This is a genomic window from Chloroherpetonaceae bacterium, assembly GCA_033763895.1.
In the GTDB taxonomy this organism is placed as follows: domain Bacteria; phylum Bacteroidota; class Chlorobiia; order Chlorobiales; family Thermochlorobacteraceae; genus JANRJQ01.
Map to the genome: position 1 here is coordinate 30950 of JANRJQ010000009.1, position 18484 is coordinate 49433.

General features: G+C 40.1%; 16 protein-coding genes. 9 read left to right on the forward strand and 7 right to left on the reverse strand.

Annotated elements, in window-relative coordinates; translation table 11 throughout:
- Positions 1-9 precede the first annotated feature (9 nt).
- A complete protein-coding gene (locus SFU91_08090; GenBank protein MDX2128980.1) occupies positions 10-1113 on the reverse strand; it encodes a 3-oxoacyl-[acyl-carrier-protein] synthase III C-terminal domain-containing protein in 1104 nt (367 codons plus the stop codon).
- 307 nt (positions 1114-1420) lie between these two features.
- On the opposite strand from SFU91_08090, the gene SFU91_08095 reads away from it, so the two are divergent.
- From SFU91_08095 to SFU91_08125, 7 genes are all read left to right on the forward strand, one after another.
- Entirely contained in the window at positions 1421-2752 is a 1332-nt protein-coding gene (locus tag SFU91_08095; protein MDX2128981.1) for a dihydrolipoamide acetyltransferase family protein, read from the forward strand.
- A gap of 53 nt (positions 2753-2805) precedes the next feature.
- Positions 2806-3144 carry a hypothetical protein gene (locus tag SFU91_08100; GenBank protein ID MDX2128982.1) on the forward strand — a complete coding sequence of 113 codons (339 nt, stop codon included), beginning with the start codon at positions 2806-2808 and terminating at the stop codon, positions 3142-3144.
- 17 nt (positions 3145-3161) lie between these two features.
- A complete protein-coding gene (gene lipA / locus SFU91_08105) occupies positions 3162-4064 on the forward strand; it encodes a lipoyl synthase (GenBank protein ID MDX2128983.1) in 903 nt (300 codons plus the stop codon).
- 33 nt (positions 4065-4097) lie between these two features.
- The gene (locus SFU91_08110) at positions 4098-4697 is read left to right on the forward strand and encodes a hypothetical protein (protein MDX2128984.1); all 600 of its coding nucleotides are present in this window, start codon (positions 4098-4100) and stop codon (positions 4695-4697) included.
- An 80-nt stretch (positions 4698-4777) separates the two neighbouring features.
- Entirely contained in the window at positions 4778-5464 is a 687-nt protein-coding gene (locus SFU91_08115; protein ID MDX2128985.1) for an SDR family oxidoreductase, read from the forward strand.
- A 250-nt stretch (positions 5465-5714) separates the two neighbouring features.
- Positions 5715-6776 carry an A/G-specific adenine glycosylase gene (mutY, locus tag SFU91_08120; GenBank protein MDX2128986.1) on the forward strand — a complete coding sequence of 354 codons (1062 nt, stop codon included), beginning with the start codon at positions 5715-5717 and terminating at the stop codon, positions 6774-6776.
- Between the two features lie 63 nt (positions 6777-6839).
- Positions 6840-7829: a DNA glycosylase gene (locus SFU91_08125; GenBank protein MDX2128987.1), complete on the forward strand. Its 990-nt coding sequence runs from the start codon at positions 6840-6842 to the stop codon at positions 7827-7829.
- Positions 7830-7840: 11 nt separating this feature from the next.
- Here SFU91_08125 and SFU91_08130 read toward each other — a convergent pair whose 3' ends face one another.
- Both SFU91_08130 and SFU91_08135 read right to left on the reverse strand, forming a co-directional pair.
- Positions 7841-9505: a Ppx/GppA phosphatase family protein gene (locus SFU91_08130; protein MDX2128988.1), complete on the reverse strand. Its 1665-nt coding sequence runs from the start codon at positions 9503-9505 to the stop codon at positions 7841-7843.
- Between the two features lie 80 nt (positions 9506-9585).
- Entirely contained in the window at positions 9586-11862 is a 2277-nt protein-coding gene (locus tag SFU91_08135; protein MDX2128989.1) for a tetratricopeptide repeat protein, read from the reverse strand.
- Positions 11863-12017: 155 nt separating this feature from the next.
- Here SFU91_08135 and SFU91_08140 point away from each other — a divergent pair, with 155 nt between their 5' ends.
- Positions 12018-13049, forward strand: coding sequence for an ABC transporter ATP-binding protein (locus SFU91_08140; protein MDX2128990.1), 1032 nt, complete (start codon positions 12018-12020; stop codon positions 13047-13049).
- Here SFU91_08140 and SFU91_08145 read toward each other — a convergent pair.
- Positions 13042-14502 (reverse strand): PQQ-dependent sugar dehydrogenase, encoded by a 1461-nt coding sequence (locus tag SFU91_08145; protein MDX2128991.1) that lies wholly within the window; start codon positions 14500-14502, stop codon positions 13042-13044. The two genes, SFU91_08140 and SFU91_08145, sit on opposite strands and share 8 nt — an antisense overlap.
- A gap of 114 nt (positions 14503-14616) precedes the next feature.
- Here SFU91_08145 and SFU91_08150 point away from each other — a divergent pair, with 114 nt between their 5' ends.
- The gene (locus tag SFU91_08150; protein ID MDX2128992.1) at positions 14617-15729 is read left to right on the forward strand and encodes a glycosyl hydrolase 53 family protein; all 1113 of its coding nucleotides are present in this window, start codon (positions 14617-14619) and stop codon (positions 15727-15729) included.
- Positions 15730-15926: 197 nt separating this feature from the next.
- On the opposite strand, the gene SFU91_08155 is transcribed toward SFU91_08150, so the two are convergent.
- Genes SFU91_08155 through SFU91_08165 form a run of 3 tightly spaced genes read right to left on the reverse strand, consistent with a single transcriptional unit; the run spans position 15927 to position 18479 of the window.
- A complete protein-coding gene (locus SFU91_08155) occupies positions 15927-16700 on the reverse strand; it encodes a TdeIII family type II restriction endonuclease (protein ID MDX2128993.1) in 774 nt (257 codons plus the stop codon).
- A gap of 1 nt (position 16701) precedes the next feature.
- Complete coding sequence (locus SFU91_08160; protein ID MDX2128994.1) at positions 16702-16890, reverse strand: hypothetical protein; 189 nt, start codon at positions 16888-16890, stop codon at positions 16702-16704.
- Positions 16891-16892: 2 nt separating this feature from the next.
- Positions 16893-18479, reverse strand: a complete 1587-nt coding sequence (locus SFU91_08165; GenBank protein ID MDX2128995.1) for a DNA methyltransferase — start codon at positions 18477-18479, stop codon at positions 16893-16895.
- Positions 18480-18484 lie beyond the last annotated feature (5 nt).

An 18484-nucleotide genomic window follows, 5' to 3' on the forward strand; every position in this document is an offset into this window, starting at 1 on the left:
TCGATTTGACTAAAATTGGAGCAGAAGTAGTTCAGAACTAAATCCGGGGCCTAATGCTCCCAAAATGGCGTAATCCCCGGAAATCTGATTTGCATTTGATAAATGTTGCTCCAGAATAAAAAGAACTGTTGGAGCAGACATATTTCCAAAATTTGTTAAAACATGATATGCGTATCGAAGTTGCTCCCTATTGATGCCTAAACTTGATTCATAAGCCTCTAAAACCTTTGCACCGCCCGGGTGAGTAATAAAAAAGCGAATATCGCTTTGATCTAAGTGTCGTTTTTTCAATAACTTAGCTACACCCTCTTTCATAAAAGTTTTCACAATTGTGGGAACATCTTTCGAAAGAACAACATGAAGCCCCTTTTCTGTGAAATTCCAACCCATTACTTCAAGCGAATCAGACATTGTTTCCGTTTGTGACTCTAATAAGAAAACCGGCAAATTCTTAAGAGGTTTGGGAGCATTTACTTCTTTTCCTACAATAATTGCACTCGCAGAACCATCACCAAATAGAGCGGTAGAAATTATCGCCGCTTTTCCAATATCCTCGCGCTGAAAAGTTAAACCACAACATTCTGTTGCAACCACTAAAATGATACTGTTATGCTCCGCAAGTGCCAAAGAACGGGCTAATGAAATCGCACCTGCTCCCCCACCGCATCCTAACCCCCAAAGCGGAAACCGTTTAATATTTTTTCTAAAGGGGAGCAAATGAATCAGTTTTGCATCGATTGAGGGGGTCGAAAACCCCGTCGTCGAGGTGAATACAATCGCATCAATATCAGAATAGTCAAAGCCTGTCGTATGCATTACACTTTCAATTGATCGCTTCGAAAGCTCTAAAGCGCTATCTTGATATAATTTATTCTTCGATTCAAATGTATGGTCCTTACCAAACCACTCCATTGGTGCTGAAAAATAGCGTTCTTTAACTTCCGAGTGATCAAATACCGTGAGAAGTCGTTCAATTTCCTGACCAAGCCTTTTTCCATAAACAAACCGAGCAAATTCCTTAACATCCTTTTGTTCTAATTTGTATGGCGGTAAAGCCGTACCAACACCAATGAGTTTTGGAAAGTCAGCTTTATTTTTGAATTGAGAATTCATATCAATTGATTCAATTGGAAGAAAGAAAAGAAATTTTGGGAATAGTGTTTTTTCTATATATTTGCATTCCTCTAAAACTGTTTAGAAGCATGTTAGAAATCTTGAAACGCTTAGTATTGACAAGGGATTTCATCTATTGCACCCTATCGAGTCATTTTTTTGGAAAATGGTTCTTACAATCAAATTGTGTGTTCAAGTTGCCAATGTCACCGACCTTTTTGGTTATGCACCTTCGATTTAATCCTCCTATTCTTAAAGAATCTCAATATTCAAATCGTTTATTCAACTTACAATCAATAAAAAAGTAATGGCCAAAATTGACGTTGTGATGCCCAAAATGGGTGAAAGTATTATGGAAGGTACGATTCTCAAATGGCGAAAGCAACCCGGAGAAAAAGTTCAAAAAGACGAAAATATTCTTGACATATCGACCGATAAAGTCGATGCCGAGGTACCCGCAACAGAGGCAGGCATTTTGGTAGAGACCCTCTTTAAAGAAGGCGATGTCGTGGCTGTTGGTAAAGTTATTGCTCGAATCGAAACAGATGCTGCCAACGCAGTGGTAGCTTCTCCGGAATCCGCTCCTCCTTCTCCTGCGAAATCAGAATCAGCACCTGCTCCTAAATCCGTTCCAGAAGTTTCTGTGACAAAACCAGCTGTATCACAAGATGAATTGGCTACTTCATCCTCCGACCGTTTTTATTCACCAGTTGTTTTGAATATTGCTCGGACAGAAGGAATTTCGATGGCTGAATTAGAGACTCTCGCAGGAACCGGCCAAGGTGGCAGAGTTACCAAAACAGATGTCTTAAATTATGTAAAAAACCGCGGAAGTAAACCAGCGCCGCAGGTTCAGGCCGCTCCAAAGTCTGAAAGTCTTCCAAAACATTCATCTGCTCCCGTTGTTTATGACGCCAGCCGATCAACCGTTGTCCCAATGGATAACATGCGTAAGCTTATTGCAGAGCATATGGTTCGCTCAAAACAAACATCAGCACATGTGACATCCGTTTCTGAAGCCGATGTTACCGGTCTTGTGAAACTCGTGAAGTCCAAAAAAGCTGCTTTTGAAGCTGCAAATGGTGTAAAATTGACATTTACTCCATTTTTTGTTGAAGCAGTTGTCAATTCGTTGAAAGAGTATCCAATGCTCAACGCTTCTGTAGATGGGGATAAGATTATTATCAAAAAATATATTAATGTTGGAGTTGCGGTCGCTTTGGGTGAAAAAGGAGATGGAGGACTCATCGTTCCTGTTGTTAAAAATGCGGATGAGAAAAATTTGGTTGGGATTGCTCGTTCGGTTCAGGATTTGGCTGCGAGGGCAAGAACGAAAAAATTACTACCCGATGATATCCAAGGCGGAACTTTTACCCTCACCAATTATGGAACTGCCGGAAATCTTTTCGGTGCGCCTATTATCAATCAACCTCAAGTTGCAATTTTAGGTACAGGAGCTATTGTTAAGCGACCGGTTGTTAAAACCCTAGAGGATGGAAGCGATACCATCGTGATTCGCTCGATGATGTATCTTTCACTTTCTTATGATCACAGAATAGTTGACGGAGCATTGGCAGGGTTCTTTTTACAAACCTTAACCAATCATCTTGAATCGTATAACGAAAAGAGTTCAATTTAATCATGTAAGAAAGGGAGCAAATGCTCCCTTTTTTTTAACCAAATGTTTTAATTATGGGGATTTGGGGTGGCGATTTTTTCGATAACGATGCGGGTTCTGCCGCAAAAGCTATATTTGATGTGGCAATTGCTGACGGTTTAAACGCAGCGGATGCTGCCAAAGAAGTATTAAGCGAACTCGATACAATGGCAAAAGATGAGGGTTTGGGTAGCGTGATTTATGTTGCGCTTGCTGCCCTTCTCTTAGATCAAAATGCATTAAGCGAAGATATCCGTTTGAAAGCGAAAGAGTCCATAGCTACCGGAGCAGCCTTAAAACCTTGGGAAAGTTCTGAATCTGCTTGGTTTTCGGATCGCAAAAATAAATTAAATGACCTCCTCAGTCGTTTATAAGCCAAAATCTCATAACAATGCTTACATTCAAAGAATTAAAAGTTATTTCTTCACCCGAGCCCATAAAAAACAGCCCAAAAACGCCTCGACCGGATTGGCTAAAAGTTACGATTCCTTCAAGTGAGGGCTATTTTCGATTAAAAAAGCAAGTTGACCAGCATAAGCTTCATACAGTATGCGAAGAAGCGCGTTGCCCAAACATTTCGGAATGTTGGGCTTCAGGTACCGCTACCATTATGATTCTAGGAGATACTTGCACCCGATCCTGTGGTTTTTGCGCAGTAACCACCGGAAAACCTCCGGTACTTGACAAGGAAGAACCAAAGCGAGTAGCTGAAATGGTGCGTATTATGAATCTTAAACATACGGTGATTACCAGCGTGAATCGAGATGAATTAAAGGACGGCGGAGCTACAATTTGGGCTGAAACAATTCGCGAGGTTCGAAAATCGCTCCCGACCACGAGAATTGAAGTACTAATCCCTGATTTTCAGGGAGATAAAACGGCAATGGATCTCGTTTTTCATGAAAAACCAGATATTTTGAACCATAACACTGAAACAGTTCCAAGACTGTATCGAATCGTCCGTCCGCAAGCCAAGTACCAACGAACACTTGATTTGTTAAGGTACGCGAAAGAAGCCTTCGATTTGGTAACAAAATCAGGATTAATGGTGGGAATCGGGGAAAACTCAGAGGAAGTTGAAGAAGTGATGTCTGATTTGCGAGCCCATAAGTGTGATATTCTTAGCATCGGTCAGTATCTCCAACCGACAAAGCTTCATTTGCCAGTTGACCGTTTTGTCCCACTGGAAGAATTTGAGCATTATCGGCATTTGGGTAAGAAAATGGGTTTTAGACATGTTGAATCCGGTCCATTAGTTCGTAGTTCTTATCATGCCGAAAAGCAAGCTGAATAGAATCATTTAATTTAGAACTTAGCCTTATAGATTATGTTAGTGGTTTTATACTGGTTTTTGGGTGCATTGTGCCTGATATTCTTTCTTTCTGAAGAATTTCAATCATTTAATAAAAAGTTTGATACCAAGCGCTCACTTATTTTTGGTGCCGCTTTTATCATCGTGATTTTCAATTTATTTGTTTACAACAAGTCGACTGATTTTGGTAACCGCCCTTTCGACCCCATCTCATTCGTGATTTTTGGGCTTTTTAATGGAGTCCTTGAAACTGCTTTATTCCTTACAGCTTTCAAGCTTGGGGAAATGTTTATGTCAAATTATACACAAAACAAGTGGCTTTTGTTTTTTGCGGGATTGTTAATGTTTATGGTTTATGGCGGAATATCACACGGTGGATTCTGGCTTTATGAATTTCCTCCCCATTTGCCTGCCGACCCGTCAAAAATGACATATAAAGTGTTTTTTATGCCGGTTCAATTGGCACTTACGATAAGTTGGTCTGTGATGTATTTTCTTTATCGAGATTTTTGGGGGATTTCTTTTCTACATATTTTGGTTGATTTGAATGTGGTTTACTCAATACACTATTCCATTTTTTCAAAAAGTCTTTCTTTTCAACATTATTTCGGATAGGAATGGAATTCTATAAAAAGCTATACTTTCATAAGCGCCCCTTAGGGGCGTTTCTAATTTAGTTTCGAATCGAAAAAACTATGAAATACGAAGGAAAAGTTTTCGTTGCAGGTGCAAGCGGAAGAACCGGCTTATGGGTAATTAAACGGTTAACACACTACGGAATCCCATCAAAAGCATTCACAAGAAAGAAAGATTTTGATGCCGGCAGCTCGCTTTGTGAAGTTTCATTTGGAAAAATTCAAGATAAAGACAGCATAAAAAGGGGCTTAGAAGGCGTTAATGCCGTAATTTGTACTGTTGGCGCGTCGAGCCTTTTTGGGGAATCCTCCCCTTCAGAAGTTGATGGTGAAGGGATTATTTCGCTTGTCAATCAAGCAAAAGAAGCAAAAGTAAAAAAGTTCATTTTGGTGAGTACAATCGCCGTGACCAAACCTTTTCATCCTTTGAATCTTTTCGGCGGTGTTTTGAATCAAAAACTTCGATCTGAAAATCACCTTAGACAAGAATACTCCGAAGAAGATTTCAGCTACACCATCATTCGCCCCGGAGGCCTAAAAGATGGGCCGCCGTTAAGTTATGCCTTAAAAGTTGATACAGGAGATAAGATTATGGGGATGGTTGATCGCTCTGATGTTGCTGAACTTTGTGTCCTTTCCTTAGAAAGTCCTTTCGCCCATAGAAAAACCTTTGAAGTAATTCGAACTGAGCTAAAGATACAAACGGATTTGAATGCCTGCCTTTCTGATCTGGAGCATTTAACTTGACATAATGTTGATTATTCACTCAATTAATTGAATACAAGCTCCATAATTTTTTGTGTTTCAATTAAGAGTCTGCTCCGAAAAATATTAAGAAAATTATTTGAAAAGAAATCGAAAAAAGAGTCTCAATACTGATTAATGAAGCATAAATTGTTAACCTAATTCTGACTCTTCTCGAATATAAATTTCCTATTTATATATTAAAAAAAATATCAACTATAGCTGTCTAAATTATTTAATTATTGATACTTAATTGAGTTTAAATAAATTTTTACTTAAGTGGTTTCGTGAAAATAAGCGGAATCTTCCTTGGAGGTTAGAGAGAAATCCTTACAAGATTTGGATTTCAGAAGTGATGCTCCAACAAACACAAGTATCCACTGTTATCCCCTACTATCTTCGTTTTTTAGAGCGATTTCCTACAATAGATGCCTTGGCAAATGCTCCAATCAATGATTTGATGAAACTCTGGGAAGGGTTAGGGTACTATTCAAGAGCAAAAAATCTAAAGTTGGCAGCACAAGCGATTATCGAAAAATACGGCGGTAATCTACCTCAATCAAAAAATGAACTTTTGAACTTAAAGGGTTTTGGAGACTACACGAGTGGCAGTGTGGCAAGCATTGCGTTTGGGGAAAGATGTACAGCAATTGATGGAAATGTACTTCGTGTAATCTCACGATTATTTGAAATTCGAACGGATATTACAAAGCCTGAAACAAAACATCAAATTGAGAAAATCGTTTACGATTTGTTACCGGCCCGAAATCCGGGCGAATTTAATGAAGCTTTAATGGAATTCGGGGCTTTGATTTGTACCCCAAAAAAACCAAACTGCATTGGTTGTCCGCTTCGAGTCTATTGTAAAGCGTATGAATCAGCAAGTGTGGGAGAATTGCCCTTTAAGCCAAAAAAGCCCAAAATCCCACACAAGGAAATCGCTGTCGCGGTAGTTAAAAAGGGAGAGAAAGTTCTTATAGCAAAGCGACCGGAGGGCGGATTACTTCCAAATTTGTGGGAATTTCCGGGCGGGAAAATTGAGCCCAACGAAACAGCAGAAGCATGTTGTCAACGCGAATTGCTAGAAGAAACGGGATTGACGATTGAGGTTCAAGATAAAATTACTTCGGTTAAGCATAGCTACACTCATTTTAAGATCACCCTTCATGCGTTTTGGGCAACGGTCATCAAAGGAACGGCAAGAGCAAAAGCAAGCCAAGAGATTCGATGGGTTAAACTTACAGAACTCAATCTTTTTGCCTTTCCTAAAGCAAATCAAGAAGTTCTAAAAAAAATTCTTGATCAAAAGGGTTAGTTCTTTCAAGATCATTTTCGAGGTTTGTAATTTTGAGTTTTTTTATAATTTTTCTTATGTAAAGTGAATTCATCGAATTCGTCGCCTTTTCTTTTGCAGGGTACCTATTTTTCAGGTGAAATATCATTCCTATCTGATTTTGATTTGGAATCGACACTTTTTTGCGGGCAAGCTTTTCGGTGGCAGCGTTTCTTCAGAAATTCAGAGATCATTTATGCTGGGGTTTTAGATGAGGCAGTGGTTTGGGTACATGCGATTTCCCCAAAAAGGATTCGGTTTGACTCAACGAAAGCTACTCTTTATTTTCGGCCGTGTAACGAGTTTCTTGAACATTATTTTGGAAAAAACGATCAACCCAAGGATTTTCTTCCAGCGCATTTTGAAGAAAAATATCCTCATTTATCCTTGATTTTCAATGAATTTGGAGGCCTTCATCTCCTTCGACAACCGCTCTATGAAACACTGATTTCATTCATGTGCGCACAGGGTGTTGGAATTACCCTTATACGCCGCCAAGTTTCAAGACTTGCTGACCTTTCAGGCCAGACTCTTCAGAATGCGGATTTTGTTGCCTCCCGATTTCCTACCCCGTCTCAACTCGCGTCATTTACTTTACATAAAATTACTTATTGCACAAACAATAACAGAATTCGGGCCAAAAACATTTTAGCAATATCTCAAGCTATTGCTGAAGGACGATTGAATTTGGATTATTATGAAAACTTGAGCCGCTCACCAATCCGGTTGAAAAAGGAACATTACCATCAATTACGTGAAGACTTGCTTCGTTTTGATGGAATTGGTGAAAAAATTGCGGATTGTGTTTGCCTTTTTGGGCTAGGCGCTTGGCACGCATTTCCAATCGATACCCACGTTCGGCAGTTTATGATTGAATGGTTTGGAATTCGGATGAAAGGGAAAACCATTAGTGCTAAAAATTATGCAAAAATTCAAAAAAAAGCGTGGAAAGAATTAGGTGAAAATGCAGGTTATCTTAGCCAAATTCTTTTCCATTATTGGCGCACAAAAATAAGAGGATTGGGGGTTGAGTAAATTCCTTTTCCTCAAGACCCTTTTCTAATTGAGATTTCAACTTTCTTTCTGAAAGCAATTTCCATCATTTCGGTCATTCTCATCGCCGCCCAAATTTCAATTTCAGGGTCAGAAAGCGCCGCAATTCTGAAAATGATGCGCTTTTCTTCAATACGGATTCCTTCCACTGCGATATTCTGTCGATGTGTTCGGTCAAATGCATTGGCGAGCCTAAGAATAGAGGCTAAAACTGTGACCACCCGTTTGGCCTTTGGGCTGAGCATCTCAAAATGCTCATGCTCCGGTTTTGGAAGCGATTTTCGATGGTATCTTGCCACATTAGCCATAATTTGAATCTCTTCAGGTTGAAAACCTCGCAATTCGCCGTTCAAAATTATGTAATGACTGTGCTTGTGGTGGGAAGATGCAGAAATAAAATACCCGATATTATGCAAAAAAGCAGCATATTCAAGTAGTTCCCTCTCAACTTGCGAGAATCCGTGTAATCTTTTGAGCAAATCAAACATCCTCACCGAAAGCCCGGCAATGTGTTTGGAGCGGGCTTCATCCCAATAACATCGTTTAGCTAATTCCACCACGCTTCTTCTCCGAACATCAGGATATTCATAAGCAAGCCGAAATTCTTCTAAATGTCCTGAAAGGTAATCAATCACAATCCCTTCACGAAGCGCAAAATCGGAAATAACCATTGTTTTTAGGTTAAAAAGCTCAAAAACAACTTGAAAAAGTAAAATGCCCGGAATGATTAAATCTCCGCGTTTTGGATCTAAGCCGGGCATTGCTCGGCGGGCGTCGCTTCGAGCGGCAAGAATCTTCTCCGTTAATCGTTCAAGATCCTTTTTTTCGATTTTAGGTGCAGAATTTTGCGGATCAAGCGTCAAGCCTTTATCTGCAAGAATCATTGCAGCAATATTTTGTGCGGTTCCAGATGATGCAATTGCAAGCTCAAATCCAATTTTTTTTGCTTCTATGGCGATCGGTTTTATTTCGTCCTTCAGATGTTTCCTAAGTCGCCTTTCCTCGGCTTTTGAAATAGGGTCTGTTGAGATAAATCGCTCAAACATTCGCGCGACACCCAGTTTTTTGCTTACAGCGAGTTTTAATTCGGTCGCATTGCCTACGATAAACTCCACAGAGCCTCCTCCGGCATCCACAATCAGCGCTTTTCTTTTGCCAAATTCAACTGCATTACGAACGCCGAGATAAATGAGTCGTGCTTCCTCTTCACCGGAAATGATTTTGGTGCGAATTCCTACCGTATTCGTCACCCGCTCCATAAAATCCCCACCGTTTTTAGATTCTCGAATGGCACTTGTTGCAAATGCTACAATATGATAAGGTTCAACGCCCCGCTGCTCCGCAAGTTTTCGAAATCGGAGCAAGGTTTCAATCCCAGAATTCATTGCTTCATCCGAAAGGAGCTTGGTGGTGATGCTCCCATCGCCAATTCGAATCATTTCTTTGGCTCTATCAATGGTCAGGAAATTCATATCCTCTTGCAACTCAACTATAATCATGTGAAACGAGTTGGTGCCAAGATCAATTGCTGCTAATCGGAGCGGGTTTTTTTGCAAAAAAGAAGTGTTGGGAGCATGTGATTTCAGAGAACTCGAGGTCGTTGTTTTTTTTGAAAGCACATTTGAAGGAGATGCTTGCTTTTTGTATTGATTTTGCATTGATTGGGTAGATTTCAGCGTTATTTCTCAAACAGTTAATCAGTAAAAGAACCAACTTAATTTTGAAAGATGCTCCCGTGTTAAACGTTTCTCTCAAGCAACGGCAATTCAACATTCACGGTTGTTCCCTGATTTCGGCCGGGGCTTTCAACCCATACTTTTCCATTATGAAGTTCAACCAATTCTTTGACAATCGACAACCCAAGTCCGGTACTATTTTCTCCTTCAGTCGGCGAGCTGGTTAGCTTTGAAAATCGTTGGAAAAGAAGGGCGAATTCGTCTTCCAAAATTCCTTGCCCCTCATCGCGAACCGAAAGTCGCACGGCAAATTGTGTTTGATGAAGGTCGTCATTCGCTAAAAGCGTGTGATCCAAAATGGGTTGTGATTGAAATGATTGAACTCTCAAGACTGAAATGTCTATTGATTTTCCCCTTTCCGTAAACTTTACCGCGTTGAGAACCAAATTGTTTACGACTTCTCTAAGTCTCTCCTCATCGCCGAAAACCATACAAGTTTCATCGATATTCAGTGTAAGGCTCTGCTCTTTACGCTTTGCCCATTCTTGATATGTGATAGAAAGGACTTGAACCAATTGCCCAAAATTTATGGGACGCTTTTTTACTGATATTTGACCGGTTTCAAGGGCGGCGTTACTTAATAAATCGTTCAGAAGGGTTACCATTCTGTTGGAGAGATCAACAATGATATTCAGATACTGCCTATCTTGATTGGAACGACCATCTTTTCTTTCGAGCAGTAATTTTGCAAAATTGGCAATGCTTCCCAATGGGTACTTCAGGTCGCTGGCAGCAACACCCAAAAGCTTGGTTTTCATTGCATTCGCAGAACTGAGTGCCTCATTCATCGCAGACATTTCAGAATTTTTCAAGCGATAAATATCCGCCTCGGCTTTTCGCAGCTCGGCCTCTTTTCTGGCTTGCTCCAATTGATAAAGCACTTCAATACTTTTCAACCTTTTGGTACTTTCTTCACTAAATACTTCCTCTTTGATCTTTTGAAATAGCTTATAGTGATGAAAAGCGAGGCTAATATTGAGCATTCGTTCAAAAACTTCGCTCAAAACAAAGTGTGAGTGATAAATTTCCGCTCTTGCTTTAAGAGATTCAGCAATTGAAAGTGCTTTTTGTGCGAATGACAGCGCTTCATCAAAACGCCCAACTTTAGATAATGACCCCGCAAGAAGCCTGCAACAAGATGCCGCTACAATGCGATCTTCCATCATCTCACGTAATTTGAGCGATTCCTCATAGAAGCGAATCGCTTCTTGAATGTTTCCGGCCTTTTCATAAACCCCGCCGATTTCTGCGAGCGATGATGCCCTCCCCCAAAGATCTCCAATTCGATCCTGAATTTCGAGACCCTTATTCAAAAAAGAGAGTGCATTTTCAAGATCATTGAGATGAAAATACTGAGACCCAATCGCATGCAACGACTCTGCCTCACCCCGTGTATCACCCGTATTCCGCCGTAAAATCAAGGCTTTCTTGAAAAACTCAAGGGCTTCTTTATGATTGCCAAGTGCATTTTGAACAATCCCGATTCCGTGCAAAGAAAGTGCTTCCCCATTGATATCGTCACACGATTTCCGAAGTGCTAAAGCTTGATGCAAAAATTCATTTGCACCGGCATAATCACCCAGATTTAAATGAATGAAACCAATGTTATTTATCGCATTGGCCTGACCGGAGAGCTCTTGAACATTGAAAAATAACTCTGATGCTCTGTTGTAGTGTTTTAAGGCGTTGGTGTAATCGCCCTTGTGAAAAGCAACATTTCCTAATCCGGTTTCTGCATAAGCAACACCATAATCAACATCATGTTGAAGAAAAATTTGATGTGATTCTGAAAAAAACTGATAAGCAACTTTATAATCGCCTTTGCTATAATAAACATAGGCTTTTCGGTAAATCAAATTGCCAACGCCCTCATCAAACTTAATGTCAATTGCGTTCTGAAGCGCGCTTTCAATACGTGTCAACGCTTCTTCATACTTCCCTTTTTTTTCTTCGGAGGTGGACATTAAGATATGCGCCCAAATGACACCTCGCTCGTCTTTTGTTGACTGAAAAAGCTTTTCCGCTTTTAAAGCTAATTCAAATGAATCCGTGAAATCCGAAAAACGAATTCTGCAATAAGCAAGAGTTAGCAATAAACGCGGGTAAAGCGGGTTATTATGAAAATTAGATTGAGGAAGGTTTTTTTCGATTGTCGACAATAATGACGTGGCGATTTGAAACGAACGCTTGGGGTCTGCAAATCGAATATCCCAAGCTAATGTGGTTTGTGATTCAAGCGTTTCTAAATTGAAATCTGTCTTATTATACTCTTGTTCCAAAAAGTTCAATGATGATTTATTCTCCTTTTTTGGCGACTTTATGAATTGGTTTAAAAACGACTGAAAGTTAACAAATATTTTTAATCCATTTGATTTCTTAAAAAAAAATCAAACTTTTTCTCCTATTTTCTTAAAATTTTTTGAATAATGAATCAATGAAAGAGGATCAACAAACTAAAGAAAACGGTCAATTTCCTGTGATTAAAGTCAACGGACTTAAGACCTACTTTAGAACTGAAAATGGACTTGCGAAAGCCGTTGATGATGTTTCCTTCTCGGTATTTGAAGGGGAAACGCTTGGATTAGTGGGCGAATCCGGTTGTGGAAAGTCTGTAACGGTGATGTCGATTCTCGGGCTTCTGCCGAAGCCACCTGCCGAGATTGCCGGTGGCACCATCTATTTTGAGGGAAAAGATATTCTATCAGCTACAGAAGACGAACTGAGAAGAATTCGCGGAAAGAAAATCTCAATGATTTTTCAGGAACCAATGACTTCGCTCAACCCCGTACAAACCTGTGGCAGTCAAGTGGCTGAGGTATTGCAATTGCACTTGAAAATGACAAAAAGTGAGGCTAAAACCGCTTCGATAGACCTATTAAGAAAAGTGGGAATTCCCTTACCCGAGCAGCGTTTTAATGAATATCCGCATCAACTTTCGGGCGGGATGCGGCAGCGCGTGATGATCGCAATGGCCTTGGCTTGCCGCCCGAAGGTCTTGCTTGCCGATGAACCCACAACGGCGCTTGATGTCACGGTACAAGCGCAAATCTTAAAGCTAATTAAAGAACTTCAAAAGGACATTGGCATGAGTATGGTCCTTATTACACACGACCTTGGCGTTATCGCAGAAACTTGCGATCGTGTGGCAGTGATGTATGCGTCGAAAATTGTTGAAACGGCAAGCGTTAAAATGCTCTTTCAATCTCCGCGACACCCCTATACGATTGGTCTTCTTCGTGCAATTCCAAAAATGAATGAAAATGCCGATCGATTATACACCATTGAAGGTACTGTTCCTCAACCGACAAACTACCCAAAAGGTTGCCATTTTTGCACACGCTGCGACTATGCCGATTCAAAATGCTGGACAGAAAAACCACCGCTTGAAACCGTAACCGAAGGCCACCAAGTAGCGTGTTGGAAAACCAAAGAAATCAATGCGTTCCTAAAAATGGCAACTACTTAATCAAAACCATTTTTTTGGTTTGAAGGAAACCTCCGGCACGCAATTGATAAAAGTAAATTCCACTCGATTGGTCACGTGCATCAAATGTCACCGAATACCTTCCTGCTTCTTGCCTTGCAGAGACAAGCGTTGAAACTTTTCTACCCAACACATCAAAAACATTGAGCTCGATTTCGCCTGCTCGTGCAAGGGTGTAATTTATTTGCGTGGTTGGGTTAAATGGATTCGGGAAGTTATCCTCCAATTCAAACATGAGATTGTTTGAACTTCTTGGTGTTGAAAGCAATAGCCCCGTCAGGCGAAACACTCTGCCATTGTTTACATTCGCGACATACATTTCACCCGTGTTATCGAAACCGAACGTTGAAAGTGAAAACGATTGTGAGAGCTGAACTAAAAACGTAACTGTGGGTGAACTCGAAGGGTTTCGTCTCAAACTCCATATTCTCCCTGATCCATAATCGCCGAAGATGTATGCGCCGGAAAGTGATGGGATTTGCGTTCCTCGGTACACATATCCTCCAGTGATGGAGAGGTTATTATTTTCGTGGCTATAACTATGCAGGGGAAAAACAGCATCTGGAATAACCGGGTCATTGGTGTTATAGGTGAGTGTGCCTTCGTATTTTCGCCATCCATAATTCTTTCCGTTTTCAATGATGTTCACTTCTTCGCGCTGCCCTTGCCCGACATCGCCGGCCCAGATTTCCCCTGTGGTATCTACACTAAACCGCCATACATTTCTTAAACCCCAAGCGAAAATCTCTTTTCGATTTGTTGGATGTGAAGCGAAGGGATTACTTGTTGGAATAGCGTACTCTAAACCCGAATCTTTTTGGTTAACATCGATGCGCATCATTTTGCCGTGATAGTTCGTCAAATTTTGCGCATTGTTTTGTGGGTCTCCGCTTCCACCGCCATCGCCAATTGTGAAGTAAAGAAATCCATCTTTTCCGAAAGCGATTGCGCCGCCATTATGATTTGTGTTGTTTTGATTTTTTGAGGTGCTGAACAAAATGAGTTCGCTGTTGGAATCTGCAGAATCGGGGTTTGAGGTTACGCTAAATCGTGAGACAACAATACGAAGTGGGTTCGTTTGATTTGTAGGGTTTGAACTGTTTCCACGCGTTGTAAAAACGTAAAAAAAGCCATTTGAAGTATAATTTGGGTGAAATGCCAAGCCCAATAAACCCAATTCCCCACCTGAGGTGATGCGAGCGCGAATGTCTAAAAATGTTTTGCGTAGCGTTGGCGCATTTCGATCAACGATGTAAATAATCCCATTTTGAGAGACGATAAATAGCCGAGAATCTCCGCAGTTTTGAATATCGACGGGGTTCCCGAAGGTGAGTGATGAAAATGGCTCGGTGAGTGTTACTTGCCCGTTTACACAGATTCGGGTGAAGAATGTAAAGGAAATCAAGAAAAGAAGTTTTATCGTGTGAATTTTCATCCTCAATGATTTTGGTTTAGAATTTATATCTTTATAACAACAACGGCCGTGTTTCGTTTCTGATAGAATATTTGATTGATCACTTTTACGACCTTCATGAACTCCTTAATTAAAATGATTCCTCGAAAACCCTTATTACATCTGCTTTTCTTAGTGGTTGTATTTTCTTTAATGGGGTGCAACATTGATTTTACTAATTTCCTTGAACCTTTCCCACCCGAAATCAATTTGCGAATCAGACCCGCAATTCAATTGCGCGGTGCCGACCTTTCACTCCTTCCTGAAGTTCGCAAAAGCGGGATTACGCTTAAAAATGCCGCCGGGAAAAATGAAGATATGTTCAAAACACTTCTTGACTCGGGGATGAACTTTGTTCGCCTTCGGCTGTTTCATTCCCCAACCGATTCCGTCTCAACCCTTGAACAAGTTCGCGCTTTCAAAGAAGAAATAAACAGCCTTGGCCGAGGAACAAGCATTTTACTCGCGGTTCACTTTTCAGATACTTGGGCAGACCCGAGCCAACAAACCTTGCCAAAAGCGTGGGAATCGCTTTCGTTTGAACTTTTGGGCGATAGTCTTGAAGCATACACGGAGCGCGTCTGCCGAGAAATTGAGCCAAGAATCATTCAGATTGGAAATGAAATCAATGGTGGCTTTCTTTGGCCTCACGGCAGTCTTCAAAATCCAAGCCGATTTCGCGAATTGATGAATCGCGGGATTGCAGCCGTAAGACGCGCATCGCCTAAAACAATGATTATGCTTCATCATGCCAGCCCACAAGGCGCAGCGTGGTTTTTAGAGATGGTATCGCCTCTCGATTACGATCTGATTGGGTTTAGCTATTACCCAATGTGGCACGGGAAATCGCCTTCACTCGCAATCAGAACCTTTGATTCACTTGCCACGATTCACAACCGAAATTATATGGTTGTTGAAACTTCCTATCCATTTACGCTTCAGTGGAATGATTGGACGAATAACATCGTGGGGTTGGAATCGCAGCTTGGAGATGGCTTCCCGGCTACGCCTAAGGGACAAGCCGCGTTTCTCAAAACCGTGAAAAATCTGGTGTTTGAATCTCGAATGGGGCTTGGGATTTGCTATTGGGGCGGGGAATGGGTGAGTTTCAAAGGCGCACAAGCCACAAACGGCTCGCCGTATGAAAATCAAGCGCTATGGGATTTTCAGAATCGTGCCCTGCCGGCAATTCGAGAATTGGGGTGGTAACTAAGGTGAAAGATCGAAATCTTGCTCAAAACCTAATACCTGATAGACTTATAATGGAAAATGATTAATAAATGCAGGATTTTATAGCACTTCCCTTGCCTTACGCACAAAGTTTATAGAAAGCACCAGAGCCAAAATTACGTACATTAGCCCGCCTTTTCGCAAACATAATGTTGGTGGCAGGCGCTTTTGTTTCTCTACTTGAATTTTTTGAAATACGCATCTATTTCCTGTTGCATTTCTAAACCCACCAATTCAAAACAGTCTAACAAGTCTTCAAAAGCACCCGCACCACCCAAATAATTCCAAAATTCTTCGGCTACTTTCAACTCTTGCGATAGGTCTAACATTCCTTTTAATGTCCAACGCTGATAAGGTTCGGGGTAGTACGGATTGTAAGGAATAGCAACATAAGAATGAACTTTTGCACTCGAATTTTGTGCTAAAATGATAGCAACCCACTCTAATAATGTCCTTTTGAAGTCCTTAAAATTACTGATGTTTGGCTTTGCGGTTTTTAGGTCAAACAAATGTATTTCAGAATTTTGGGTTTCCAAATACAAATCTACTTTTACCGTTTTAAGTTTTTGCATTGTTCCTTTTTGGCATACTTGGCGTATTCTTTCTGTCTCTTGCTCTTTATCGGGTTCTGCACCCATAGAAAGGTCGTTGATGATAGTTTGAATTTCCTTTTGGGCAAATTCGCTAATTTCACTGCCTACTACAAACTGAGCTTTGGCTGTTTTGAAATTACCTGCCGATAAAGCCACTGCCACAGGTTCAAAAATGGAACTACCGAAAGTAGTATTTAAAGATTGTATGAACGAAAACAAAGCCATTCTATCCTTGCCCAATAAGGCGTGATGAAAAGGCATATAATTGCTTTCAGGTTTGTAGTTTTTGAACTTGTTTCGTAAGCAAGTTTTGATAACTTCCTGAATTTGAAGTTTTTGAGTGTTGGATAAAGCCACTTTATTTCTGAATATTGTTGAAAATAGCCATACTTATTATGTTGTACCAATCAACATAATCTCCGATTTTATCTTCCAAAAGTTTAATTTCTTCTTCTGTTAAATCTAGGTTGAGTTCGTCATTGGCTACAATTTGTAAATCTTCAACAGTAAGTTGATAGATGATTTTGTCAAGGTCTTGTTTTTGCATAATTATTTTGCTTTCAAGTGAAAAATAATTTCTGAATACGCCCCTTTGTCTTTTTCGGTTCGGTTCAATACGGGACGTTTGTATTGATTCACAATTTGCATACCTGACATTTCTGAAATTTGGGGATATAAATTGTTTTTGTCATTTGCTACTAGGAAAATATCGTAATCATCAGCTAAAAATCTTTTGCAGTTGTTCAAAACATTTGCGATGCCTTTTACGTAATCTTGTTGGGCTTGTTTGGTTTGCTTTTTAGACAAAGAGCCAATTTCTTGCTCGTCTTTTCGTTCGAAACCGAACAAATCATAGGCGTAGGCGTGTTGTTCGTGATAATCAATCAAACCCACATAAGGAGGACTTGAAAAAATGCCTTTTATTTTTTTTTGTTGGGCTAATTCGTAAAATACAGGATATTTTTTTTCTAATTCCTTTAAAATATCTATAGTTTCGGAATTACCATTTAAGCAATATTGAAACGTATTTGTTCGCAATTTTGAAAATTCAGCATATCGTTGAATCGTATCTTTGCAATACCTTTCCCACCACGAAACCATAGAAAACAAAGGCTTGCAAATTTTTCCGTGTTTGGCACAATAGTATGTAGTGGTTACAGGTTCTACCAAAGTTGCTAAATCTGCGTGTGTAGTTGCCCTGCAACTGCGAATTGTACGGCTCAAAATCACGGTAAGCACTTTTTTTGTGTGTGGATTTTGTACGTTTTTGATTTTTTCAAATACAAAATCAATCTCATTGCGAACCGTTTGTAAATACCACTTGCCTAAAAAAGTGTTTTGTTCGTCTTGACGAATTTTTATTTGGTATTTGGCTACCAACTCATTGAATTTTTCTAAAACAACTTTTTCGTGTGCTTCTGAGTAGGTTTTCTCGTCAATTTCTTTTTTTCTTACTTTAATTTTAAATTCAGGTGAAGGGAAATATTTTTTATCGTATTCGGTTAAAAAGTCAGCAAGTTCCTTCTCAAAAGCAAGGTGCGGCGAATTTGTAACAAACTTTTTTATGGCTTTACTTATCTGTTCTGTTTCTTGGTAAAGGTTCGCCAAATCCACTTTTGAAACTTTTACATTGCTAATCAAAGCATTAAAAGCCGAAACATCTATTCCAATGGCGTGTATGCCTAATTCGTTAGCTTGTACTAAGGTTGTTCCACTGCCACAAAAAGGGTCAAGCACAATATCACCTTCTTTGAAAAAGGTTTGTATTTTAAATTCGTCAGTGTGGTCGTCCAAAAAATATTCTACTAATTGTGGAATATATTTGCCTTTGTAAGGGTGCAAACGGTGTACATGCTTTGTGGTTTCAGCTTCTTTCAAGTGTTCAAAACTCAAAGCCCAATTCAAATCACTACCTAATTTATTTTTCCAATCCAACTCACGACTTCCATAATAGCCTTGGTAGTAGTTGATAAGCTCTTGTTTATCGATTAAAACTGTTCCATTGTTCCCTGTTTTGGCTATTCTACCATAGTTTACCAAGTAGGAAATGTTGGAAGTCGTTACGTTTTTGCTGATATGTTGACTTGCAAACTCGGCTGCTTCTTTAAGAGTTAGCAAATTTGTTTTTGCAATCATTTTTA